Origin of the sequence: Mesorhizobium sp. M0983 (assembly GCF_040318975.1) — a bacterium.
In the GTDB taxonomy this organism is placed as follows: Bacteria; Pseudomonadota; Alphaproteobacteria; order Rhizobiales; family Rhizobiaceae; genus Mesorhizobium.
Genome location: NZ_JAMYNH010000014.1, coordinates 19,589 through 40,847 on the forward strand (window position 1 = coordinate 19,589; position 21,259 = coordinate 40,847).

24 protein-coding genes are annotated in these 21,259 nt (G+C 62.8%); 13 read left to right on the plus strand and 11 right to left on the minus strand.

Translation table 11 applies throughout. The features are described 5' to 3' along the window. Positions 1–3 precede the first annotated feature (3 nt). From NKH71_RS22905 to NKH71_RS22925, 5 genes are all read right to left on the minus strand, one after another. Positions 4–1,188 (minus strand): CaiB/BaiF CoA transferase family protein, encoded by a 1,185-nt coding sequence (locus tag NKH71_RS22905; RefSeq protein ID WP_352483578.1) that lies wholly within the window; start codon positions 1,186–1,188, stop codon positions 4–6. 15 nt (positions 1,189–1,203) lie between these two features. Next, on the minus strand, positions 1,204–2,727 hold the full coding sequence (locus NKH71_RS22910) for a tripartite tricarboxylate transporter permease (protein ID WP_352483579.1): 1,524 nt from the start codon (positions 2,725–2,727) through the stop codon (positions 1,204–1,206). Between the two features lie 4 nt (positions 2,728–2,731). Further along, positions 2,732–3,265, minus strand: a complete 534-nt coding sequence (locus NKH71_RS22915; protein WP_023718981.1) for a tripartite tricarboxylate transporter TctB family protein — start codon at positions 3,263–3,265, stop codon at positions 2,732–2,734. A gap of 155 nt (positions 3,266–3,420) precedes the next feature. Then, a complete protein-coding gene (locus NKH71_RS22920) occupies positions 3,421–4,398 on the minus strand; it encodes a Bug family tripartite tricarboxylate transporter substrate binding protein (protein WP_352895348.1) in 978 nt (325 codons plus the stop codon). Between the two features lie 203 nt (positions 4,399–4,601). Next, entirely contained in the window at positions 4,602–5,141 is a 540-nt protein-coding gene (locus NKH71_RS22925; RefSeq protein WP_023718979.1) for a GNAT family N-acetyltransferase, read from the minus strand. Positions 5,142–5,368: 227 nt separating this feature from the next. Here NKH71_RS22925 and NKH71_RS22930 point away from each other — a divergent pair, with 227 nt between their 5' ends. From NKH71_RS22930 to NKH71_RS22945, 4 genes are all read left to right on the plus strand, one after another. Then, positions 5,369–5,824 carry a DUF2214 family protein gene (locus NKH71_RS22930; RefSeq protein WP_023718978.1) on the plus strand — a complete coding sequence of 152 codons (456 nt, stop codon included), beginning with the start codon at positions 5,369–5,371 and terminating at the stop codon, positions 5,822–5,824. Between the two features lie 184 nt (positions 5,825–6,008). Continuing rightward, positions 6,009–6,986, plus strand: a complete 978-nt coding sequence (locus tag NKH71_RS22935; RefSeq protein ID WP_023718977.1) for a tripartite tricarboxylate transporter substrate-binding protein — start codon at positions 6,009–6,011, stop codon at positions 6,984–6,986. 76 nt (positions 6,987–7,062) lie between these two features. After that, positions 7,063–7,530, plus strand: a complete 468-nt coding sequence (locus NKH71_RS22940; RefSeq protein WP_023718976.1) for a tripartite tricarboxylate transporter TctB family protein — start codon at positions 7,063–7,065, stop codon at positions 7,528–7,530. Between the two features lie 9 nt (positions 7,531–7,539). Next, a complete protein-coding gene (locus NKH71_RS22945; RefSeq protein WP_023718975.1) occupies positions 7,540–9,051 on the plus strand; it encodes a tripartite tricarboxylate transporter permease in 1,512 nt (503 codons plus the stop codon). 34 nt (positions 9,052–9,085) lie between these two features. Here NKH71_RS22945 and nth read toward each other — a convergent pair whose 3' ends face one another. Further along, positions 9,086–9,907 (minus strand): endonuclease III, encoded by an 822-nt coding sequence (gene nth, locus NKH71_RS22950; RefSeq protein WP_023718974.1) that lies wholly within the window; start codon positions 9,905–9,907, stop codon positions 9,086–9,088. A gap of 22 nt (positions 9,908–9,929) precedes the next feature. Here nth and NKH71_RS22955 point away from each other — a divergent pair, with 22 nt between their 5' ends. After that, positions 9,930–10,424 carry a DUF2244 domain-containing protein gene (locus NKH71_RS22955; protein ID WP_023718973.1) on the plus strand — a complete coding sequence of 165 codons (495 nt, stop codon included), beginning with the start codon at positions 9,930–9,932 and terminating at the stop codon, positions 10,422–10,424. 3 nt (positions 10,425–10,427) lie between these two features. On the opposite strand, the gene NKH71_RS22960 is transcribed toward NKH71_RS22955, so the two are convergent. Beyond that, positions 10,428–11,243 carry a class I SAM-dependent methyltransferase gene (locus tag NKH71_RS22960; RefSeq protein WP_023718972.1) on the minus strand — a complete coding sequence of 272 codons (816 nt, stop codon included), beginning with the start codon at positions 11,241–11,243 and terminating at the stop codon, positions 10,428–10,430. A gap of 114 nt (positions 11,244–11,357) precedes the next feature. Between NKH71_RS22960 and NKH71_RS22965 the strand changes: the two genes are divergently transcribed. The 6 genes from NKH71_RS22965 to NKH71_RS22990 all read left to right on the plus strand — a co-directional run bounded on the left by NKH71_RS22965 (position 11,358) and on the right by NKH71_RS22990 (position 16,362). Further along, positions 11,358–12,251: a methylated-DNA--[protein]-cysteine S-methyltransferase gene (locus NKH71_RS22965; protein ID WP_023718971.1), complete on the plus strand. Its 894-nt coding sequence runs from the start codon at positions 11,358–11,360 to the stop codon at positions 12,249–12,251. 112 nt (positions 12,252–12,363) lie between these two features. Then, positions 12,364–13,272, plus strand: a complete 909-nt coding sequence (locus NKH71_RS22970; RefSeq protein ID WP_023718970.1) for a ribokinase — start codon at positions 12,364–12,366, stop codon at positions 13,270–13,272. 6 nt (positions 13,273–13,278) lie between these two features. Then, positions 13,279–14,739, plus strand: coding sequence for an amidase (locus NKH71_RS22975; RefSeq protein ID WP_023718969.1), 1,461 nt, complete (start codon positions 13,279–13,281; stop codon positions 14,737–14,739). Positions 14,740–14,842: 103 nt separating this feature from the next. Further along, the gene (locus tag NKH71_RS22980) at positions 14,843–15,457 is read left to right on the plus strand and encodes a LysE family translocator (protein WP_023718968.1); all 615 of its coding nucleotides are present in this window, start codon (positions 14,843–14,845) and stop codon (positions 15,455–15,457) included. Positions 15,458–15,555: 98 nt separating this feature from the next. Continuing rightward, entirely contained in the window at positions 15,556–15,876 is a 321-nt protein-coding gene (locus NKH71_RS22985; RefSeq protein ID WP_023718967.1) for a hypothetical protein, read from the plus strand. Between the two features lie 249 nt (positions 15,877–16,125). Further along, positions 16,126–16,362: a hypothetical protein gene (locus tag NKH71_RS22990; RefSeq protein ID WP_023718966.1), complete on the plus strand. Its 237-nt coding sequence runs from the start codon at positions 16,126–16,128 to the stop codon at positions 16,360–16,362. Positions 16,363–16,368: 6 nt separating this feature from the next. Here the strand turns inward: NKH71_RS22990 and NKH71_RS22995 are convergent, their stop codons facing one another. Further along, positions 16,369–17,310 carry a nucleoside hydrolase gene (locus tag NKH71_RS22995; protein WP_023718965.1) on the minus strand — a complete coding sequence of 314 codons (942 nt, stop codon included), beginning with the start codon at positions 17,308–17,310 and terminating at the stop codon, positions 16,369–16,371. Between the two features lie 144 nt (positions 17,311–17,454). Here NKH71_RS22995 and NKH71_RS23000 point away from each other — a divergent pair, with 144 nt between their 5' ends. Together NKH71_RS23000 and NKH71_RS23005 are read left to right on the plus strand one after the other, a co-directional pair. Further along, entirely contained in the window at positions 17,455–17,880 is a 426-nt protein-coding gene (locus NKH71_RS23000; protein WP_023718964.1) for an Hsp20 family protein, read from the plus strand. A gap of 63 nt (positions 17,881–17,943) precedes the next feature. Then, positions 17,944–18,201, plus strand: a complete 258-nt coding sequence (locus NKH71_RS23005; protein WP_352483584.1) for a BQ00720 family protein — start codon at positions 17,944–17,946, stop codon at positions 18,199–18,201. A 71-nt stretch (positions 18,202–18,272) separates the two neighbouring features. Here NKH71_RS23005 and ptsN read toward each other — a convergent pair whose 3' ends face one another. The 3 genes from ptsN to rpoN all read right to left on the minus strand — a co-directional run bounded on the left by ptsN (position 18,273) and on the right by rpoN (position 21,196). Next, on the minus strand, positions 18,273–18,737 hold the full coding sequence (ptsN, locus tag NKH71_RS23010; RefSeq protein WP_023718962.1) for a PTS IIA-like nitrogen regulatory protein PtsN: 465 nt from the start codon (positions 18,735–18,737) through the stop codon (positions 18,273–18,275). Between the two features lie 59 nt (positions 18,738–18,796). After that, positions 18,797–19,381 carry a ribosome hibernation-promoting factor, HPF/YfiA family gene (gene hpf / locus NKH71_RS23015; RefSeq protein ID WP_352483585.1) on the minus strand — a complete coding sequence of 195 codons (585 nt, stop codon included), beginning with the start codon at positions 19,379–19,381 and terminating at the stop codon, positions 18,797–18,799. Positions 19,382–19,669: 288 nt separating this feature from the next. Next, the gene (rpoN, locus tag NKH71_RS23020) at positions 19,670–21,196 is read right to left on the minus strand and encodes an RNA polymerase factor sigma-54 (protein WP_352483586.1); all 1,527 of its coding nucleotides are present in this window, start codon (positions 21,194–21,196) and stop codon (positions 19,670–19,672) included. Between the last annotated feature and the right edge of the window lie 63 nt (positions 21,197–21,259).

The window sequence follows — 21,259 nt, forward strand, 5'->3', positions numbered from 1 at the left end:
CGCTCATACCTTCGCTCTTTTCTTGGCGCGTGGCGGCAAACCGGCAAAAACCTCGTCCATATGCTCGCCGAGCCCCGGCGGCGGCCTGCTCGGCAAAGGTGCCTCGCCATCGACCATGAAGCCGCCGCGCACCACGGTCAGCGGCCGGTCCATCCCGGACACAGCCTGGAAGCGCGCCGTCATGCCGCGCTGGATCACCTGTTGCTCTTGCAGTACCTGCGGGATTGTCAGCACCCGGCCTGCCGGCACGCCGGCGCGATTGAACGTCTCCTCCCAGGCGGCGGCAGAGCCGCTCGCCAAGGCATCCTCGATCAGCGCTTTCAATGCAATGCGGTTCTGCTTGCGCGTTTCGCGCTCGGCAAAGCGGACATCCGACGCCAGCTCCGGCCGATCGATCAACCGGCACAGTGTGACGAACTGCTCCTGCTTGTTGGCTGCGATGTTGAGCAAGCCGTCGCCGGTGCGAAACGCGCCAGACGGTGCGGCCGTCATGTTTTCATTGCCCATCGGCTGCGGCTCGACGTCCGCCGTCAGATAGTTCGACACCGGCCAGCCGAGCGCAGAAAGCGTGCATTCGAGCATAGAGACGTCGAGGAACGCACCCTCGCCTGTCGTCTTCTGCTTGACCAGCGCGGCGGTAATGGCGAACGCCCCGACCAGCCCGCCAAGCGTATCGGCGACGGGATAGCCGACACGCAGCGGCGCCGTTTCCGGTGTACCGGTGATGCTCATGATGCCGGAAAGACCCTGGATGATCTGGTCATAGGCTGGATTGTCGCGCATCGGCCCGGTCTGGCCGAAGCCCGATATCGCACAATAGACAAGGCTTGGCCGGACCTCCTTCAGCCTGGCATGGCCAAGCCCCAGCCGGTCCATGACGCCGGGGCGGAAATTCTCGACCAGCGCGTCGGCCGAAGCGACCAGATCGAGGAAGCGTTCGCGGTCGGCCTCCTGCTTGAGATCGAGCGCCACCGAGCGTTTGCCGGCATTCTGCGCCAGGAACGAAGCGCCCATGCCCACCCGGTTGAGCTCCGGCGAGGCGCCAAGCTGGCGCGCCAGATCACCGCCTTGCGGCGTCTCGACCTTGATGACGTCGGCCCCGAGCAATGCCAGCTGGTAGGCGCAATAGGGGCCGGCCAGCACATTGGTCAGGTCAAGGATGCGGATGCCGGAAAGCAGGTCTGTCATGACGTCACGAACAGCTCAGGCATCGCCCGGCACGTGCTCCGGTCCGCGCATGCGCCTGTGCTCGATGTAGGCCCAGATATGCGGTCCAACCAACCCGATGAAGGCCAGCGTCAGCAGCGTCAGCGACAGCGGATGCTTGTAGAACACCGTCCAATCGCCGTTCGAGATGGTCATCGCGCGGCGGAACTGCGTTTCGGCAAGCGGCCCGAGAATCATGCCGATGATGACTGGCGCGGTCGGGAAATCGAAACGCCGCATCAGGAAGCCGGCGGCACCGAGCAGATAGAGGATGATGAGGTCGATCGGCGATTGCGAAATGCCGTAGGTGCCGACCGTGGCGAACACCAGAATGCCGGCATAGAGCTGCGGCGCCGGAATCTTCAGTAATCGCACCCAGAGCCCGATCAGCGGCAGGTTGAGGACGACGAGGATGACATTGGCGATGAACAGGCTGGCGATCAGCCCCCACACCAGGTCGGCCTGCGTCGTCAGCAGCAGCGGCCCCGGATTGATGCCGTAGCTCTGAAATGCCGACAGCATGATCGCGGCCGTCGCCGAGGTCGGCAGGCCGAGCGTCAGCATCGGCACCAGCACGCCGGCGGCGGATGCATTATTGGCCGCTTCCGGCCCGGCAACGCCCTCGATGGCACCGACCGTGCCGAACTCCTCCTTGTGTCTGGAGAGTTTCTTCTCGATGGCATAGGAGAGGAAGGTCGGGATTTCGGCGCCGCCGGCCGGCATGGCGCCGATCGGGAAGCCGATCAGGGAGCCGCGCAGCCATGGCCTCCACGAGCGCGACCATTCAGCCGCGGTCATGTAGAGCGACCCTTTCAACGGCACGATGTCGTCCTTGCCGGCATAGCGGCGCGAGGCCATGTAAAGCGTCTCGCCAACGGCGAACAGGCCAACGGCGACGACGATGACGTCGACGCCGTCCAACAATTCGCTCATGCCGAAGGTGAAGCGCGGCTGCCCCGTCTGCAGATCGACGCCTATCATGCCGACGACGAAGCCGACGAACAGGCTGGTCAGGCCGCGCACCGACGACGAGCCGAGCACCGCCGAAACCGTGATGAAGGCCAGCACCATTAGCGAGAAATATTCGGCCGGACCGAAAGCCAGCGCGAATTTGACGACGATCGGCGCCAGGAAGGCAACGCCGATCGTGCCCAGCGTGCCGGCGACGAAGGAGCCGATCGCCGAGGTTGCCAAGGCCGCACCGCCACGGCCGGAGCGGGCCATCCGGTTGCCTTCCAGCGCGGTGACGATAGTGGCGCTTTCGCCAGGCGTGTTGAGCAGGATCGATGTCGTCGAGCCGCCATACATGGCGCCGTAATAGATGCCGGCAAACAGGATGAACGACGCCTCCGGCGCCACCTGGTAGGTGATCGGCAACAGCAACGCGATGGTCAATGCCGGTCCGAGGCCGGGCAGCACGCCGATCGCAGTCCCCAGCGTGGTGCCGACCAGGCACCATATGAGATTGATCGGCGAGAAGGCGACCGAAAATCCGTGCGCGAGATGGCCGAGCGTTTCCATGGCGTCAGCCCCTCAGCACGGCAACGACCGAATCGACGATCGCGTTCAGCTGGTTTTCGATGAAGCCGGCGCCGATATTGACGCCGAGTGCCCTGGCAAAGCCGAAATAGGCGGCCAGCGCCAGGATCAGACCGAGCAGCACGTCACGCAGCGGACGCCGGCTGCCGAAACCGTGGCAGATGAGAACGAACATGATGACAGATGCGGCGGTAAAGCCGAGCGGCTGGATCAGCACGAGGTTGGCGATCAGTCCGAGGACGACGATGCCCATCGCCTTCCAGTCGGTCGGCGTCTCCTTTTCGTCCTCCGGCTGCCATCCGCCCCGCAAGGCGGCAATGATGAGCAGCAGCGACAGGATCACCATCCCCGTCATGGTGATGTAGGGAAAGACGGTCGGACCGACCTTGGAATAGAGCGGCGACACCGGGATTGCCAGCGTCTGCCAGGCAACCGCACCCGCACAGGCGAGGAGCCCAACGCCGATCAGCAGTTCGGGCACTGCAAGGCGCGGCGGCGCCTGCTGGTCGCTGGTGCTCATCATCGTCCTCCCAATGTCGGTCCCTTGGGGCCGGTTCTCCTTGGACCGGTCTCACTCGGCCGATCTCGGCGTAGTTTCACCTCCGGCGCCGCGTATGTCCATGCGGCTGGCGAAAGTCGGCAAGGGTTGGCGCAGGCCGCGCCTTGCCGAGAGCATCACGCCAGGCCGAGGTCCTTGAGGATCGTCCCGATGCGGGCCGTGTCTTCGGCGACGAATTTCGCATAGTCGTCACCGGTGAGCAGGATCTGCGTCCAGTTGCGGTTCTTGCATTCGGTGGCCCAGGCGTCGCTCTTGGCCATCGTCTCGATCAGCTTGATCATTGCTGCCTTGTCGGCGTCCGAGACGCCGGGCGGCGCGAAGACGCCGCGCCAGTTGAACAGCTCGACGTCGATGCCGGCTTCCTTCATGGTCGGAGCATCGATGCCCTCCTGGCGTTTGTGGGCAGATATCGCCAGCAGCCGCAGCGCGCCCGCCTTGACCTGTTCGGCGAACTCGCCATAGCCCGAGATGCCGGCCGCGACCTGGTTGCCGAGCAGCGCCGACAGCGCCTCGCCGCCGCCGGCGAACGGCACATAGGACAGGTTGGTTGCAGGAACACCGACGGTCTTGGCGATGAGGCCGAACAAGATGTGGTCCGAGCCGCCGGCCGAACCGCCGGCGACTGGAACCTGCGTCGGGTCGGCCTTGAGGGCGGCAACGAAGTCGGCCGCAGTCTTGAACGGCGAGGCGGCCGGCACCACAAGCGCCTCGAACTCGCCGGTAAGGCGGGCGATCGGGGTGACCTCGGTAAGGTTGTTGGCCGCCTTGTTGGCGATGATGGCGCCGACCATGACCATGCCAGCCACCATCAGCGCATTGCCCTTGCCCTTCCACTGGTTGACGAACTGCGGCAGGCCGACGGTGCCACCGGCGCCGCCGACATTGGTGATCTGCGAGCCGGAGATCAGCTTTTCACTACGCAGCACCTGGTCCATGGCGCGCGCCGTCTGGTCCCAGCCGCCGCCCGGCGCCGCCGGCACGAAAATCTGCAGCTGCGGTGCGTCCTGCGCGAAAGCGGGGATAAAATGCGATGCCGCGAGCCCGGCAGCACCTGCCGCCGCGGTGCTCATCAAGAATCTGCGTCTGTTCAGCATGGGATTCCTCCAAATCGCGACACCTCCTCCGGTGCCTGCCAGAAACGTAGCCTGAATTCAGACCCGCTCGATAAAATTCATGCAGAGTTTGCGTCATCCTGTCAAAGACAGAACACTCCCCATGCGCCACAATCGGCCCGTGCGATGTTCAGGCTGGCGAACTCGACGCCCGACGACGGCAGGCAGTGCCCAGACAGCATCCGTCAGGGCTGCCGCTGCAGCAGGATGGTCGGCTTGTCTTGATAGACGGTTCGCAGCACTTCGCCATAACCGCATTTTGCCGCGACGTTCAGCGAGCCGGTGTTTTCCGGATCGATGATGCAGACGGTCTTCGCGGCTGCAAATGCCTCATCGCCCCAGGCAAGCACCCGTGCGACGACTTCGCTGGCCAACCCCTGGCCATGCACGGCCGAAACCAGAGCCCATCCGGCCTCCGGAATGCCCTCGATCGACGGCGTCATGTCGCGTTTCAGATCGTGGAAGCCGGCCTCGCCGATGAAGCGGCTGGTCGCCTTTTCCTCGACCGCCCAGAAGCCGTAGCCCAGAAGCGACCACAGGCCGGCATGGCTCAGGAAACGCATCCAGCTTTCCTCCCGCGTGCGCGGCTTGCCGCCGATAAAACGGGTGACGACGGGATCGGCCCACATTGCGACATAGGCGTCGAAATCGTCCAGCCGGTGCGGTCGCAGGACCGTGCGAGAGGTCTCAATCACTGGGGCGACAATTGTCTGCGGACTGGTCATGGTCATGCCTCGGTTGTGTTGCCGGTGCCTAATGCCGGTCATCCAACGGTTAGGACAGCGACATGCATGAAATGGGGAATCAAAATCCGTTGCGTAAAACAAGAACCAAGGCTGTGTAGATCATCTTCCAGGCTGATGTGAATCCCGCCAAGCGGTGTTAGTTTTTCGCCAGTATTTGGTTCACTGCGTTCGGTTTCGGCGCTGCCGTCCGACAGAGGGGAAACAGCATGGACACCACCGACCTTGTGCTTGCCATCTTCCATCATCTGCTGGTGTTTTCGCTGGCAGGCATCATCGGCGCCGAATTCGTCCTGATCCGCAGCGACCTGTCCGCCGCGACGCTGAAGCGGCTTGTCGGTATCGATCGCCATTACGGCATCATTGCCATGCTGATCATCGTCGTCGGCATCGGCCGCGTCATCTATGGTCTCAAGGGCTGGGAATTCTACGTCTACAACTGGATGTTCTGGGCAAAGATGGCCGCTTTCGCAATTGTCGGCCTGTTGTCGATTATCCCGACCGTCCGATTCCTGTCCTGGAGCAGGCAGGCGAGCGCCAGTCCCGGCTTCCAGGTGCCTGCGGCGGAGCTAGCGTCCGTTCGCACCTATGTCCGCACCGAGGCATTCATCTTCCTGTTGATCCCGGTGTTCGCGGCGGCGATGGCGCGCGGCTACGGCTATTAAGATAGGTCGGAGGAAGGGCATCGCGCGGCCCGACCTTTCCACTCATTTGCGCGGACAAACGTGCAGTTTGCCGTTTGAGGCGATTGTCATTTGTCGGGTTGCGCTAGTTATTGCTCCATCTACATTCGGTTTGAGAGGAACTCCGCGCAGCGGTTGGTAATTCGTATTCTGGGAGGAAATCACGATGAGAAAATTCGTCGCCGCGCTGGCTGCCGTTGCGGTCGCCATGCTTTACCCGTTGGCCGCGGGCGCGCAGACGTACCCCGAACGCACCATCACCGTTGTCGTGCCGTTTTCGGCCGGCGGCCCAACCGACACCGTCACGCGTCTTGTCGCGGAAGCCATGTCGAAGGACCTCGGCCAGCAGGTCATCGTCGAGAATGTCGGCGGCGCCGGCGGCACGCTAGGCGCCGGCCGCGTCGCGAATGCCGATCCTGACGGCTATACGCTGCTCCTGCATCACATCGGCATGGCGACCAGCGCGACGCTGTATAGGAACCTCGCCTACGACACGCTGAACGCGTTCGAATATATCGGTCTCGTCACAGAAGTGCCGATGACCATCGTCGGCCGCAAGGATCTCGAGCCGACCGATCTGAAGGGACTGGTCGACTATGCCAAGGCCAACAAGGACACCGTCACCGTCGCCAATGCCGGGATAGGCGCGGCCTCGCATCTGTGCGGCATGCTGTTCATGAGCGCCATCGGCACGCCGCTGGTCACCGTTCCCTACAAAGGCACTGGCCCGGCCATGACCGACCTTCTCGGCGGCCAGGTCGACATCATGTGCGACCAGACGACCAACACCACCAAGCAGATCCAGGGCGGCACGATCAAGGGCTATGCCGTAACCTCGGCGCAACGCCTCGACGTGCTTCCGGACGTGCCGACAACGACGGAAGCCGGCCTTCCGCAGGTGCAGGTCGGCATCTGGCACGGAATCTATGCACCCAAGGGCACGCCGGCCGAGATCACCGAGCGCCTGTCGAAATCGCTGCAGGTGGCGCTGAAGGATCAGAACGTCGTCGCCCGCTTTGCCGAACTCGGCACCAAGCCGTCGCCCGAGGCCGACGCCACGCCGGCCGCGCTCAAGGCCAAGCTGGAAAGTGAGATCGCGCGGTGGAAGCCTATCATCGAAGCGGCCGGCCAGTACGCCGACTAAAGCTTGAACGGGGCGCCACCAGCGCCCCGTTTTTACACGGCATGGGCAAGCCCGCGGCGCGGCCCGGGAGGACGTCATGAAACCGTTCGCAATCGACAGAACCAACGGCATTTGCGCAGCGCTGTTCATCTTCCTCGGCGCATTTTTCGCGCTGCAGTCGCTCGGCCTCGAAATCGGCACCGCCTTCCGTATGGGACCGGGCTATTTCCCGCTGGTGCTGGCGATCGTGCTGATCCTGCTTGGCGCCGTCATCCTCGTCCAAGCGGTGCGTTTCGAGAGCGACCCGATCGGCCACATCGCGTGGCGCGGCATGCTGTTCATTCTGCCCGCTCCGATCTTCTTCGGCCTGACGGTGCGCGGCCTCGGCTTTATCCCCTCGATCTTCCTGACGGCGCTAATCGCATCGTTCGGCAGCGGCCGTATGAAGCCGCTGACCGCGCTCGTGCTGTCGGCCGGCCTGACGCTGTTCGCATTCGTCGTCTTCAGCTACGCACTCGGCCTGCCGTTCCGGCGTTTCGGCCCGTGGCTGCCCCTATCATTGTGAGGAGATGAAATGGAACTCCTCAACAATCTCGCACTCGGCTTTTCGACGGCCACATCTTTGGCAAACCTCGGTTTCTGCCTGATCGGCGTCCTTCTCGGCACGCTGATTGGTGTCCTGCCCGGCATCGGCGCCACCGCAACCATTGCCATGCTGTTGCCGATCACCTTCCAGATCGGCGATCCGGTTTCCTCCCTCATCATGCTCGCCGGCATCTATTACGGCGCGCAGTATGGCGGTTCGACTACCGCCATCCTCATCAACATGCCCGGCGAATCTTCGTCGGCCGTCACCGCCATCGACGGCTACCAAATGGCCAGGAACGGTCGCGCCGGGGCGGCACTGGCGACCGCGGCGATAGGCTCGTTCTTTGCCGGCACGGTGTCGACCTTCCTCGTCGCCATCTTTGCCCCACCGCTGACGGCGATAGCGCTGAGATTCGGCGCAGCCGAGTATTTTTCGCTGATGATTGTCGGCCTGGTCTCGTCCGTCGCGCTCGCCCACGGCTCGATCGTCAAGGCACTGGCCATGGTCGTGCTCGGCCTGCTGCTCGGACTTGTCGGCACGGATATCTACACCGGCACGCCCCGCTTCACGCTCGGCATCCGCGAATATGCCGACGGGCTGAATTTCGTCGCAGTGGCGGTCGGTGTCTTCGGCGTCGCCGAGATACTGCGCAACCTCGAAAACGAGCATGAGCGTTCCGTGCTGATCCGAAAGATCTCCGGCCTTATGCCGACCCGCGAAGATTTTCGGCGCATGGCGGCCCCCATCGTGCGCGGAACAATCATCGGTTCGGCGCTCGGCATCCTGCCGGGAGGCGGCGCGATCCTTGCCGCCTTTGCCTCCTACACCGTCGAAAAACGTGTCTCGAAAAGTCCGGGGGAATTCGGCAAAGGCGCAATCGAAGGCGTCGCCGGACCGGAATCGGCCAACAATGCCGGCGCACAAACCTCCTTTATCCCGATGCTGACGCTCGGCATTCCGGCCAATCCGGTAATGGCGCTGATGATCGGCGCGATGATCATCCAGGGCATCGTACCCGGCCCCAATGTTGCGATCGAACAGCCTGCACTGTTTTGGGGTATCATCACCTCGATGTGGATCGGCAATCTGATGCTGATCGTCTTGAATCTGCCGCTAATCGGGCTTTGGGTGAAACTGCTTACGATCCCGTATTACGTGCTCTTCCCGATCATCATGGCGTTCTGCTCGATCGGCGTTTACAGCGTCAACACCAACGTCTACGACCTCTATGCAGTCGCACTCTTCGGCTTGCTTGGCTATCTCCTGACCAAGCTGCGCTGCGAACCCGCGCCGCTGCTGCTTGGCTTCGTGCTCGGCCCGCTGCTCGAGGAAAACCTGCGCCGCGCCATGATCCTCTCTCGCGGCGATCCGAGTACCTTCGTGACGAGACCGATCAGCGCCAGCCTGCTCCTCATCGCGCTCGCCGTGCTCGTCATCGTGTTTCTCCCCGCGGTCAGGAAGAAGCGCGAGGAGGTGTTTGTCGAAGAGAGCTCCTGAACGTGGATGGCGCCACATAGGAGGAACTTCAGAGTCACTTGGCTGGCACTGATTCAGTAGCCGCCTCTACTGGCCCGAGCGGCGCGATCTCGACCAGTGGTGCAGGCACGCTGGTCGTCTTTTCCTTGGCCTTGCAGATATCGGCGATGACGCAGGCAGGGCAATCCGGCTTACGCGCCTTGCAGACATAGCGGCCGTGCAGGATCAGCCAATGATGCGCATGTCGCATATATTCGTCCGGAATGATCTTCAGGAATCCTTGCTCGACCTGTTCCGGCGTCTTGCCCGGCGCCAGGCCGAGCCTGTTGCCGATGCGGAAGATGTGCGTGTCGACCGCCATCGTATGCTGGCCGAAGGCGACGTTGAGCACGACATTGGCGGTCTTGCGGCCGACACCCGGCAGCTCGACCAGTTGATCGCGATCATCGGGCACCTTGCCGCCGTGGTCGCGGATCAGGGCTTCCGACAACGCGATGACATTCTTGGCCTTGTTGCGCCACAGCCCGATAGTGCGGATATGGTCGCCGAGCCTGGTCTCGCCCAGCGCCAGCATTTTCTGCGGCGTGTCGGCGATCTTGAACAGCGCCCGCGTCGCCCTGTTGACGCCGGCGTCCGTCGCCTGCGCCGAAAGCACCACCGCCACCAGCAGCGTGAAGGCGTTGATATGTTCGAGTTCGCCTCTCGGGTCCGGCCGCTGAACGGAAAAGCGCCGGAAAATCTCATGCACCTCGGCCGGGCTGTAAAGCGCCCGCGACCTCGCCGGCCGCGGACGCGGCTTGGCGTTCGAGCCGTCGCGGCGGCCGGGCAACAGGTCTTTTTTTAGCGCCGAAGAGTTTTTGGACTTGGGGCTTGTCATTGCTTTCCTATAATATTCTGTAATGAGCGACACAAACGCCTCATTTCAGGCCGACGAGCCATTCTTCCAGGCGCTGCTGATACCGCACCGGTCGCTGGGCAAGACCGGCTTTGTCATCCTGATGGGCGCATTGCTGTTCGGGTGGCTGGTGACCGGAGCGTTTTTCCTGTCGCGCGGCGCCTGGCCGGTGTTCGGCTTCTTCGGCCTCGATGTTATTGCCATCTATATCGCCTTCCGCGCCAATTATCGTGCCGCTCGGGCTCGCGAGGAGGTGTCGGTGTCTCGCACCAGCCTCGATATCCGCAAGACTGCCCCGTCAGGCAAATCGGAAGCACATCGCTTCAATCCGTTCTGGGCACGCTTTTCGATCGCCCGCCACACCGAAATCGGCATCACCAGAATGGCGGTCGAGGCGCAAGGAAAAACAGTCTCGATCGGTGGCTTCCTCAACCCCGACGACCGCGAAAGTTTTGCCACCGCATTTTCGCGCGCTCTGGCGACCGCCAAGGCGCGCTGACGATCAAAACCGAAATCTCAACAGCCTGCCGACCCTCCGAAGAGCCGGAACGTGGCTCCAGAGGCGAAAGACCAGTCCGGCGAACCAGCTCACACGGGCGGCATGTTCGGGTTTGTACGCCATCGTTTCCTCGACCAACCGCAGGCCGGGCACTGACCGTTCCAAGTCGCGCGGATCGTTGATCGCCCAGTGGAGTTCGGCTCCGGTGGCGCGGAACGACCGGTTGAGGCGCACGAGCTTTAGACCCAGGTCGCTGTAGGCATCGCAGATAAATTCGCCGCTGGCCAGATGCGACACAAGCCGCGAAACCAGTCTTGGGCCCTCGTCAGCGGCAAGGTAGGGGGTCAGGCCCTCCGCCACGACCATCGCCGGGCGATCGCCGGGCACTTCATCCAACCAGCCAGGCTCCGTGACGGATGATCCGATCAGGTGGTAATGCTCGCGCATCGGGTAGAGCTTGCGCCTGAGCTCGATGACTTCGGCGTAGTCGACGTCGAACCAGTCGACGCCGGCTGGCGGGTCGATACGGAATATTCGTGTGTCCAGCCCGCAGCCGAGATGCAGTACAATGGCGTTCGGGTTGTTCGCCAGAAAAGCCGAAACCCAGTCGTCCAGCGTCTTGGCCCGGATCGCCAGACCGACGCCGAGATTGTTGTCGACCTTGAGCCGCGAGAAATCGTAGTCGATGCGGCGAACCGCCTCGTCCGCAAAGCGGTCTTTCAGCAGCGAGTTGGGAAGCCGGCTTTCCAGCGCCTTGCCGTAGACGGTGATCAGCAGCGTTTCTTTTTCCTTGGTCAGCTGCATCTTCTCGCCGGCCATGATTGTCCTCCCCATTCAAAGCCAACTCTATCTGGGTACATGCTGCGGGAAAGCAAGTTTCGGGTGGTGATCGGCGCCGCGAAGGACGATATTCGCACTCAAGGAGATACTACCATGAACGCCCAAATGCCTCTCAAAACGACAGCAATCCTTCAGAAAGACATCACGCCTGAAGGCGGCGACTACGAAATCGTCCGTCGTGCCATCGAAAAGATCAGCCTCGACTATCGCGACCAGCCTTCGTTGGAAGTGCTGGCCGAGGAGGTCGGCGAGACGCCGACCGGGCTGCAGAAGCTGTTCACCCGCTGGGCCGGCCTGTCGCCGAAGGCTTTTCTGCAGGCCGTCACCCTCGATCATGCGCGCAAACTGCTGGATTCCGGCATGCCGCTGCTGGAAACTTCGTTCGAACTCGGCATGTCCGGCCCAGGCCGGCTGCACGATCTGTTCGTCACCCATGAAGCGATGTCGCCGGGCGACTACAAGACCCGCGGCGCAGGGCTCACCATCCGCTACGGCTATCATATCTCGCCTTTCGGCATCGCTTTGATCATGGTGACGGACCGCGGCCTTGCCGGCCTCGCCTTCAACGACCCCGGCGGCGAGCGCGCGGCCTTTGCCGACATGTCCAGCCGCTGGCCGAATGCGACCTATGTCGAGGACATGGCGGCGACGGCGCCCTATGCCGCGCGCATCTTCGATCCGACGCTGTGGCGCGCCGACCAGCCGCTGCGCGTCGTCATGATCGGCACCGACTTCCAGGTCCGCGTCTGGGAGGCCTTGCTGCGCATTCCGATGGGCAAGGCCTGCACCTATTCCTCGATCGCCGCGCGCATCGGCGCACCGAGCGCCAGCCGGGCTGTCGGTGCCGCGGTCGGTGCCAATCCGATGTCCTTCGTCGTGCCGTGCCACCGGGCTCTCGGCAAGTCCGGCGCGCTCACCGGCTACCATTGGGGCCTGACGCGCAAACGCGCCATCCTCGGCTGGGAGGCGGGACAAGTCTCTTCTTGAATAGCCAACGAATGGAACGATAGGAGCGAAGGGCCCCGAGGGTGACAAGCAGCGATCTTACGGAGTAGCTTCCCGCGCAATTAGAGTGACATGCGCTAGCGGGAGGCACTTCTTGATCGTCGTCATCGGTTCCATCAATCTCGACCTCATCGCCAGTGTCGACCGCTTGCCCGGTCCCGGCGAAACGGTGCGCGGCTCCGGTTTCGCCACCGCCCCCGGCGGCAAGGGAGCCAACCAGGCGCTGGCCGCCGCCCGCGCCGGCGCCAAGGTGCGCATGGTCGGCGCGGTCGGCAAGGACAGCTTCGCCGGCGAGGCTTTGGCGCTGCTGCGCGACGGCAAGATCGACCTGTCCGGCGTCGGCGAGACCTTTGCCTCGACGGGTACCGCGTTGATCATGGTCGGCGCCGACGGCGAGAACGTGATCGCCGTCGTGGCGGGCGCCAATGATTCGGTCGTGCCGGGTGACCTTTCCAAGGCTTTCCTGAAAAACGGCGATGTCGTGCTGCTGCAGTTGGAGGTCCCGTTGCAAACGGTCGAGACAGCGCTTGACGCGGCAAGGACGGCCAACGCGGTCACCGTGCTCAACACCGCACCTTTCCACGGCGACGCGGCCGGCTTCCTCGGCAAGGCCGACTATCTCGTCGCCAACGAGACCGAGTTCGACCTCTATGGTGAGGCGCTGTCGTTGAGTGGCCGCGACCGCCCGGCACGGATGCGCGACTATGCCTCGAGAACTGGCCGCACCATCGTCGTCACGCTTGGCCCAGACGGCGTTCTCGCCGCGACGCCGGACGATCTCCTGATGGTTCCGGCGCTGAAGATCACTCCGCTCGACACGGTCGGCGCCGGCGACACGTTCTGCGGCTATTTTGCTGCCGGACTGGCGGCAGGCCTGCCGCTCGACCAGGCGCTTGCCCGCGCTGCCGCAGCCGGTTCGCTGGCCTGCCTGAAAGCCGGCGCCCAGCCTGCCATCCCGCTGGCCAGGGATGTCGACGCCGCCATGCCGACATCTGCCGGCTGAAGCGCGATGACAGCCACGCGCCCGACCACCAGGCATGCCGTGCCGCCCGCCGGCGACATCTGCCGCCTGTCCGCCGTGGAACTGGCCGACAGGATCAGGCGCCGGCAGCTTTCGGTGCGCGAAGTGATCGCTGCATTCCTGGACCGGATCGAGGCGGTGAACCCACAGGTCAACGCCATCGTTTCATTGCGTGAGCGTGCCGACATCCTGCGCGAGGCCGACGAGGCAGACGCTCATTTGGCGCGAGGAGCAGATACCGGATCGCTGTTCGGTCTGCCGATCGCGATCAAGGATCTTGCGCTGACAAAAGGCCTGAGAACCACCTTCGGCTCGCCGATCTTCGCCGATTTCGTGCCTGAGGAAGACGACTTCTTGGTCGAGCGTGTTCGGCAGGCCGGCGCCATCATCATCGGCAAGACCAACGTTCCCCAATTCGGGCTCGGCTCCAACACCTACAATACCGTGTTTGGACAGACGCTCAACGCGTTCGACCCAGCGCTGACCGCCGGCGGCTCGAGCGGCGGCGCGGCGGTCGCGCTGGCGCTCGACATGGTTCCCATTGCCGATGGCAGCGACTTCGGCGGTTCGCTGCGCAATCCCGCTGCCTACAACAATGTCTATGGCTTCCGCCCGTCGCAGGGATTGGTACCGGCCGGCCCTGATCTTGATGTGTTTCATGCGCAAATGGGCGTCGAAGGGCCGATGGGGCGTAACGTGCGCGACATCGCCCTGCTGCTCGACGTTCAGGCCGGCTATCATCCTCGCGCGCCGCTGTCGCATGATAAGCCAGGCTCGTTCCTCGAAGGGCTGGAATCGCGGGCGGCCGGCGGGCGCATCGCCTGGCTCGGCGATCTTGACGGTCATCTGCCGATTGAAGCAGGCATTCTACAGCTTTGCGAGGCAGCACTCGGCCGGTTAGCGGATCTATCCTTCGAGGCCGAGCCGCTGATGCCGGAATTCGAGTTCGAAGCGCTGTGGCAGGCCTTTGTAACGCTTCGCCAGGCGAGCAGCGGTTGTGCGCTCAAGGTGCATTACGACGATCCCTTGAAACGCCGCCTTCTCAAGCCGGAGGCCGTGTGGGAAGTGGAACATGCACTGGGCCTCACCGCACCGCAGATCCACGCCGCCACGGTGAGGCGCTCGTCATGGCACAAAACCCTGCTGTCGCTCTTCGATCGATTCGATCTCATCGCGCTGCCGACCGCGCAGGTCTTCCCTTTCGAGGTCTCCACCCACTGGCCAAGGGAAGTGGCCGGGCGTGCCATGGACAGCTATCATCGCTGGATGCAGGTTTCAGCGTTCGCCACGCTCGGCGGCTGCCCGGCGATCAATGTGCCGGTGGGCTTCGACCCCAAGGGCAGGCCGATGGGCATGCAATTGATCGGGCGGCCACGCGCTGACCTCTCGGTGCTGGGGGCGGCTGCCGCCTATGAGGCAACGCTACCATGGCAGGCCGGCGCCTGCTGAAATCAGCTCCGCATTGTCGGCGCCTCGCCGGCTTGCACGCAACTCATCGCCATGCATTGATCGCGACAGCGCGCCGCACGAGCGGCATTCTGCGGAGGGAAAAATGTCGCTGGAACTCTACGCCACCTACGTCGTCGCTTGCATCGTCATCATTCTTGTGCCGGGGCCGACGGTCACGCTGATCATCGCCAACAGCATCCGCCACGGCTCGCGCGCCGGCCTCGCCAATGTCGCCGGCACCCAGGCCGGGCTGGCCATCATCATCGCCATCGTCGGCATCGGGCTGACCTCGCTTATCGCCGGCATGGGCCACTGGTTCGAATGGGTCCGGCTGATCGGCGCCGCCTACCTGATCTGGATGGGCGTGCAGATGTTCCGCTCGAAAGGCAAGCTGAACGCCGACGGATCGGCTAAAAAGCCGCGCGGCGGCTTCTTCCTGCAGGGCCTGCTGGTGGCGATCAGCAATCCGAAGACGCTGGTGTTCTTCGGCGCCTTCTTTCCGCAGTTCATCGCCCCCGAAGGCAATTACGCGTTACAGATCGGCGTCATGGGTCTCACCGCCATGATCTTCGCCGCCGTCTCGGATTCGACCTACGCGTTGGCCGCCGGCCGCGCCGGACGCCTGCTCTCGGCCGGCCGCGTCAAGCTCTTGTCGCGAATCAGCGGCAGCTTCCTGGTGGGCGGCGGCCTGTGGCTGGCGTTTTCCAAGGCGAAGTAACAGCCGCGAGCCGGGACGCAAATAGCAATCTCCTGGAACAGGAAGCCCGATTGAAAGTCAGCCTTCTGTGCACCACATGAATCGACAGTTGGGGGTTCATGCCGGTGCCATGGACTTTTGTGGATGTGAAAAGGCACGCGATCGGCGTGATCCTGATTGTTGCTTTGTTTGCGGCGGTGTTGGCCCTCGATCCGCTCAAGTGGACGAATAACGCCAGCCCGATCCGCTCGGTGGACCCAATCGATGCAGCCGTCAAAAGTGCCCATTGGGGCAAAGGCCGAAGTGTCTACATGCTGGTCCTTGAAGACGGTTCATCTGTTTTCATCGACGACGATCGTCCGCGCCTGATCGGCTCGCACGTCGGCATCGAGCGCGTCACGCGCGACAATGGCTTTGTCTTCTACCGATTTCCAAATTGAACGGCGATCGATCAATGAAGCTGTTTTCGAAGGTAAACGAGTGACAGAGCTCTCTTCGAAGAAATCGCTCTTGAACAAAGCCCTTACGCTATTCAACTCTAAGTGATAGGGCCGACGAATCTTTCTCTTAGAAACCGCCTTCTTCTGCCTCGGGAAGAGTTTCGCGATACAGTCGTTGGCGTCGCTTTCTTTTGCTCATTCGCTCTTGTGGCCGCCGTGGCGATTGTAACAAGACAGAATAGCCCGATCATGGGCACGCAACGCATAGGAGGCATCGTCGAAGATGTTGCGACGATGCCTCTAAATCCGAAAGGTTCCGTCGGCCATGGACTTTATTATAGATATGAAGTCCGTCTCCATGACGGCAACGCACTGGTATTTATCGATGGTGAGGTGGAGACGCCCCACATGATCGGATCGGAAGTCTCGATCGAACAACAGCACCGCAATAACGGCACCAGCACCTACCGCCTGCTCAACGACTGAGCGGCGCTAAAGCCGTCCCAGCCTTTCCAGCAGCAGCGCGAAAAACGCATCATGGTCGATGTCGCGCATCACCACGGCGTTCTTCGGCCGCTTGGTCACTCCCCACCAGTCGATCACCGTCATGCCCATGGTGAGCTCCGAGGCAGTTTCCACGCTGACATTGCAGTTGCGGCCCTTGAACAGCTTCGGCTTCAACAGGTAGGCGATGACGCAAGGATCGTGCAGCGGGCCGCCATCGGTGCCGTATTTCTCCTCGTCGAAGCGTTCGAAGAATTCCAGCATGTCCGCAGTGGCCGTGCCGACCCTGGTGCCGAGCTTCCGGAAAGCCTTCGTGCGCTTGGCGGTGGTCAGCGCCTTGTGGGTAACGTCGAGCGGCATCATCACGATCGGAATGCCGGATTTGAACACGACATCGGCGGCATGCGGGTCGACATAGATGTTGAATTCGGCAGTCGGCGTGACGTTGCCGCCCTCGAAGAAGCCGCCGCCCATCAGCACGATCTCCCTGATGCGCGACGCGATCTTCGGCTCGCGGATCAGCGCCAGCGCAACATTGGTGAGCGGGCCGAGCGCGCAAAGCGTGATCGTGCCGCTCTCCTCCTTTATCAGCGTCTCGACGATGAAATCGACCGCATACTGGTCCTGCAGCTTCATCTTTGGTTCGGGCAGTTGCGGCCCGTTGAGGCCGGTCTTGCCATGCACCTCCTCGGCAGTGACCAGTTCACGCGCCAGCGGCCGGATGGCGCCTGCATAGACCTTGACATCCGGCCGGCCGGCCAACTCGCAGATCTTGCGGGCGTTTTTTTCGGTGAGTTTCAGCGGCACGTTGCCGGCCACCGCGGTGATGCCGACGATCTCCAGCTCGGCGCTGCCGAGCGCCAGCAATATGGCGACGGCATCGTCCTGGCCGGGGTCAGTGTCGATGATGATCCTGCGGGATTGGGGCATTTCAATTCCTTGTTTTGGCAAGTCTTTTTGGGCGGGACGTGTGACGGCTTGAAGTCTGCCGGGCGGCGGACCATATCAAGACCATCGGGAAAAATGCCATCCGGGTTTTTCCAGTTTATGTCGCTCTTGAGAGGACACTGTAACATGAGCCGAATGACGCCTTTTTCCAGCCCGCTTCTCCTCGGTTTCGATTCCATGGAAAAGACACTGGAGCGCTTGGCGAAGTCGGGTGACAGCTATCCTCCCTACAACATCGAGCGCCTCAGCGGTGCCGACGGCAAAACCGAAAGGCTGCGTATCACGCTCGCCGTCGCCGGTTTCGCGGAAAGCGATCTCGATGTCTCCACGGAGGAGAACCAGTTGGTCGTGCGCGGCCGTCAGAACGACGACACCGAGCGCGAATTCCTCCACCGCGGCATCGCCGCGCGCCAGTTCCAGCGCTGTTTCGTGCTGGCTGACGGCATGCGGGTGATTGCGGCGGAATTGAAGAACGGCCTCTTGTCGATCGATCTCGATCGGCCGGAGTCCGAACGGCTGGTACGAAAAATAAACATATCGGTGAAAGACTGAGTTTTGCCGATAGCTCTCATGCGGGATGGCCTTGAGCGGCGTCTCGCGGCAAGGAGGCTTGAAATGACCAGAACTGACGAAAATATCATCATGACCAGCGGCGAATTCGCTCATCTCGGCGAAGGTTCGGTCGCCTATCTCAGGAAAGTGTCGAGCGACGATCTGCGCGGCCGTTTCCCGGGCCTCGGCGAAATCGCGCCCGGGCTGGAACTGTGGGCCCTGTTTGCCGCCAACGGCCAGCCGATCCTGCTTTCGGATGCTCGCGACCGGGCGCTGGCCGGCGCCTTGGAAAACGATCTGACCCCCGTCGCTATCCACTAACAACACGGCGCGCCGATCTGGCTGAAACGGACAGGGCCGCTCACGGCGGCCCTTCAACGCGTCCAATCAACTCAGGCGGCGTGCGAGGCCTGTGTATCCGACAGCAGCGCGTGGATGGCCACGGCATCGCGCGTGCCCCTGATCTTGGCAACCGTGTCGGCATCGCGCAGCACCCGCGCGATGCGCGACAGCGCCTTGAGGTGGTCGGCGCCGGCACCTTCGGGGGCCAAAAGCAGAAACACCAGGTCGACCGGCTGATCGTCGAGGGCCTCGAAATCGACCGGTGTCTCCAGCCGGGCAAAAACTCCAGCGATCCGCTTCACCCCGGCCAGCTTGCCATGCGGAATGGCGATGCCGTTGCCGACGCCGGTCGAACCCAGCCGCTCGCGTTGCAGGATGGTGTCGAACACCTCCCGCTCCGGAATGCCGGAAATTGCCGCCGCCCTTTCAGACAGCAATTGCAGCAGCTGCTTTTTGGAGTTCGCCTTCAACGCCGGCATGATTGCCGGAACGTTGACGAGATCGCTCAGATCCATGCTTGAAATCCCTTGTTCGCCTGCCGTCGCCAGTCCCCACGCTTGCGTGCGGCTGGTTTTTACCCCTGCGCGACCTTGGCCGTAGACGGGTCGATCCAGCCGATATTCCCGTCCGGCCGGCGATAGACGATGTTGAGATGGTCGTTTCCGGCATTGCGGAAGACCAGGACCGGGCTGTCCTTGGTGTCGAGCTCGATCACGGCTGACGCCACCGACATGGTCCGCAGCGTCATGGTCGATTCGGCGACGATGGCCGGCGCGAAATTCTCCGGTATCTCCTCGTCGTCATCGGCAAGCGGGGCCATCACCGTATAGGCGACGTCGGTGAGTTCGCCATTGCTATTGCCTGAATTGTGCGACTTCAGCCGGCGCTTGTAGCGCCTGAGGCGGGTTTCCAGACGGTCCGCCGCGGCATCGAAGGCAAGCGTCGGATCCTGGGCATCGCCGGTCGCCTGCAGCGAAGCACCGGAATCCAGCCGGATCATGCAATCGGCCGTGTAGCGCGACCCCGATTTGACGACTACGATTTGCCCTGAAAAGCCCCGATCGAAATATTTCCCGATCACTTCCCCGACACGGTCGTTGATGCGCGTACGGAACGCATCGCCGATATCCATGTGTTTTCCCGATATGCGCAATGTCATCTGAAAACTGACCTTCCTTGCTCAGGCTTCAAACTGTCCCGAGTTTATACTCGTGGTCCGTGCGCACAAGCTTTGCGGCGTCACTTGCGCCGATTTTAAATCCGAACTTTCCGGTTGATCACAAGCCGCCTTCTTGGCCGTCCGTGGCCTACGTCGTGACGGACCATCTCTCGTGCGGGCATCAGCGAACTCAAATCCACTCGCCAGCCCGTCTCATGCGGGCGGGCTTCTAGCCACTTCGTTGCCGCTTGTCAATGAACGCGAAAGCTGTGGAAATTCTGCCGGAGTTCAACGGCCGGCGCTGGCCAAAGCGCGTTTTTCGCGCCGCCGTTGCACCGAAGAGGGTATGTTCATGCCTTCCCGGTATTTGGCAACCGTGCGCCTGGCAATGTCGACGCCGCTTTCCCGCAGCATGTCCACGATGGCATCGTCGGAAAGCACATCGACGGCTTTCTCCTCGTCGATCAGCTGCTTTATGCGGTCGCGCACCGCTTCCGACGAATGCGCATCGCCGCCACCCGACGAAGCGATCGAGGCGGTAAAGAAATAGCGCAGCTCGAACACGCCGCGCGGCGTCAGCATGTATTTGTTTGCCGTGACCCGGCTGACCGTCGATTCGTGCATGCCGATAGCGTCCGCCACCGTGCGCAGGTTGAGCGGCTTCAGGTGCCGCACGCCGTGGACGAGAAAAGCGTCCTGCTGGCGCACGATCTCGGAGGCGACCTTCAGGATAGTCTTCGCCCGCTGGTCGAGGCTGCGCGTCAGCCAGTTGGCATTCTGCAGGCATTCGGCGAGGAAATCCTTTTCCGCCTGGTTTTTCGCATGCGGCGTGACCTGAGCGAAATAGATGTGATCGACCAGCACGCGCGGTAGCGTCTCGGCGTTGAGCTCGACCGTCCAGCTGCCGTCATTGGCTGCGCGCACCTCGACGTCGGCCACGATCGCATCGCTGGCACCGCGCGAAAACGCCATTCCCGGCCGCGGGTCGAGCGCCCGGATCTCGGCCAGCATGTCGAGCAGATCCTCCTCGTCGACACCGCAAATCCGCTTCAGCGTCTGGAAATCGCGCCGTGCCAGGAGTTCGAGATTGGCGATCAATGCCCTCATCGCCGGATCGAGCCGGTCGCGCACGGCAAGCTGCAGCGACAGGCATTCGGCGAGGTCGCGGGCGAAGATGCCGGCGGGCTCGAATGTCTGGCAAATCGCCAGCGCCATTGCCACCGCCGGGGGGTCCGTGCCGAGGCGGGCCGCGATCTCGGCCATGTCCGCACGCATGTAGCCGGCCTCATCGAGGCCGTCGGCAAGCTCGCTGGCGATCAGGCGCGCGGCCGGATCGGCGAAGGCGAGCGCCACCTGCTCGCCGACATGGTCGCGCAGCGTGATGGCAGCCGCCGCCATATCCGCGACGTCGAAGCCGTCGGAGGAAGAGGCGGAACTATTGCCGGACGCCGATTTCCATTGCGCCGTCAGGTCGGGGCCGAGCCGCTCGCTCGTTCCAGGATCGTCGGGAAACAGGTTTTCCAGCGACGTATCGAGCTTTTCCGAGATCGCCTCGGCGCTCCACGCCGTCTCCGCTTCGAACCAGTCGCCGTCGGCGGCCGGTTCCGATGCGGCGTCGCTCTTCTGCGCCTGGTCGCTGGCGGCGTCGTCCTGCGGTTCGGCGCGTTCCAGCAGGGGATTGCGTTCGATCTCGTCGTCGATGAAGCGTTCCAGCTCGAGGTGGGTGAACTGCAGCAGGCGGATCGACTGCATCAGCTGCGGCGTCATCACCAGCGACTGCGACTGTCGTAGCTGTAGTTTTGCCGCCAACGCCATGGTTCGGTTTCAAACGCCCCGTTTACGCACCCGCACTGCTGGAAAGAATTTTCCAGGCCAGCA

Excerpts from the sequence above, each read along its gene's own strand:
- NKH71_RS22905 (WP_352483578.1), bottom strand. The coding sequence starts at position 1,188 with ATGACAGACCTGCTTTCCGGCATCCGCATCCTTGACCTGACCAATGTG.
- NKH71_RS22910 (WP_352483579.1), bottom strand. The coding sequence starts at position 2,727 with ATGGAAACGCTCGGCCATCTCGCGCACGGATTTTCGGTCGCCTTCTCG.
- NKH71_RS22915 (WP_023718981.1), bottom strand. The coding sequence starts at position 3,265 with ATGAGCACCAGCGACCAGCAGGCGCCGCCGCGCCTTGCAGTGCCCGAA.
- NKH71_RS22920 (WP_352895348.1), bottom strand. The coding sequence starts at position 4,398 with ATGCTGAACAGACGCAGATTCTTGATGAGCACCGCGGCGGCAGGTGCT.
- NKH71_RS22925 (WP_023718979.1), bottom strand. The coding sequence starts at position 5,141 with ATGACCAGTCCGCAGACAATTGTCGCCCCAGTGATTGAGACCTCTCGC.
- NKH71_RS22930 (WP_023718978.1), top strand. The coding sequence starts at position 5,369 with ATGGACACCACCGACCTTGTGCTTGCCATCTTCCATCATCTGCTGGTG.
- NKH71_RS22935 (WP_023718977.1), top strand. The coding sequence starts at position 6,009 with ATGAGAAAATTCGTCGCCGCGCTGGCTGCCGTTGCGGTCGCCATGCTT.
- NKH71_RS22940 (WP_023718976.1), top strand. The coding sequence starts at position 7,063 with ATGAAACCGTTCGCAATCGACAGAACCAACGGCATTTGCGCAGCGCTG.
- NKH71_RS22945 (WP_023718975.1), top strand. The coding sequence starts at position 7,540 with ATGGAACTCCTCAACAATCTCGCACTCGGCTTTTCGACGGCCACATCT.
- nth (WP_023718974.1), bottom strand. The coding sequence starts at position 9,907 with ATGACAAGCCCCAAGTCCAAAAACTCTTCGGCGCTAAAAAAAGACCTG.
- NKH71_RS22955 (WP_023718973.1), top strand. The coding sequence starts at position 9,930 with ATGAGCGACACAAACGCCTCATTTCAGGCCGACGAGCCATTCTTCCAG.
- NKH71_RS22960 (WP_023718972.1), bottom strand. The coding sequence starts at position 11,243 with ATGGCCGGCGAGAAGATGCAGCTGACCAAGGAAAAAGAAACGCTGCTG.
- NKH71_RS22965 (WP_023718971.1), top strand. The coding sequence starts at position 11,358 with ATGAACGCCCAAATGCCTCTCAAAACGACAGCAATCCTTCAGAAAGAC.
- NKH71_RS22975 (WP_023718969.1), top strand. The coding sequence starts at position 13,279 with ATGACAGCCACGCGCCCGACCACCAGGCATGCCGTGCCGCCCGCCGGC.
- NKH71_RS22980 (WP_023718968.1), top strand. The coding sequence starts at position 14,843 with ATGTCGCTGGAACTCTACGCCACCTACGTCGTCGCTTGCATCGTCATC.
- NKH71_RS22985 (WP_023718967.1), top strand. The coding sequence starts at position 15,556 with ATGCCGGTGCCATGGACTTTTGTGGATGTGAAAAGGCACGCGATCGGC.
- NKH71_RS22990 (WP_023718966.1), top strand. The coding sequence starts at position 16,126 with ATGGGCACGCAACGCATAGGAGGCATCGTCGAAGATGTTGCGACGATG.
- NKH71_RS22995 (WP_023718965.1), bottom strand. The coding sequence starts at position 17,310 with ATGCCCCAATCCCGCAGGATCATCATCGACACTGACCCCGGCCAGGAC.
- NKH71_RS23000 (WP_023718964.1), top strand. The coding sequence starts at position 17,455 with ATGAGCCGAATGACGCCTTTTTCCAGCCCGCTTCTCCTCGGTTTCGAT.
- NKH71_RS23005 (WP_352483584.1), top strand. The coding sequence starts at position 17,944 with ATGACCAGAACTGACGAAAATATCATCATGACCAGCGGCGAATTCGCT.
- ptsN (WP_023718962.1), bottom strand. The coding sequence starts at position 18,737 with ATGGATCTGAGCGATCTCGTCAACGTTCCGGCAATCATGCCGGCGTTG.
- hpf (WP_352483585.1), bottom strand. The coding sequence starts at position 19,381 with ATGACATTGCGCATATCGGGAAAACACATGGATATCGGCGATGCGTTC.
- rpoN (WP_352483586.1), bottom strand. The coding sequence starts at position 21,196 with ATGGCGTTGGCGGCAAAACTACAGCTACGACAGTCGCAGTCGCTGGTG.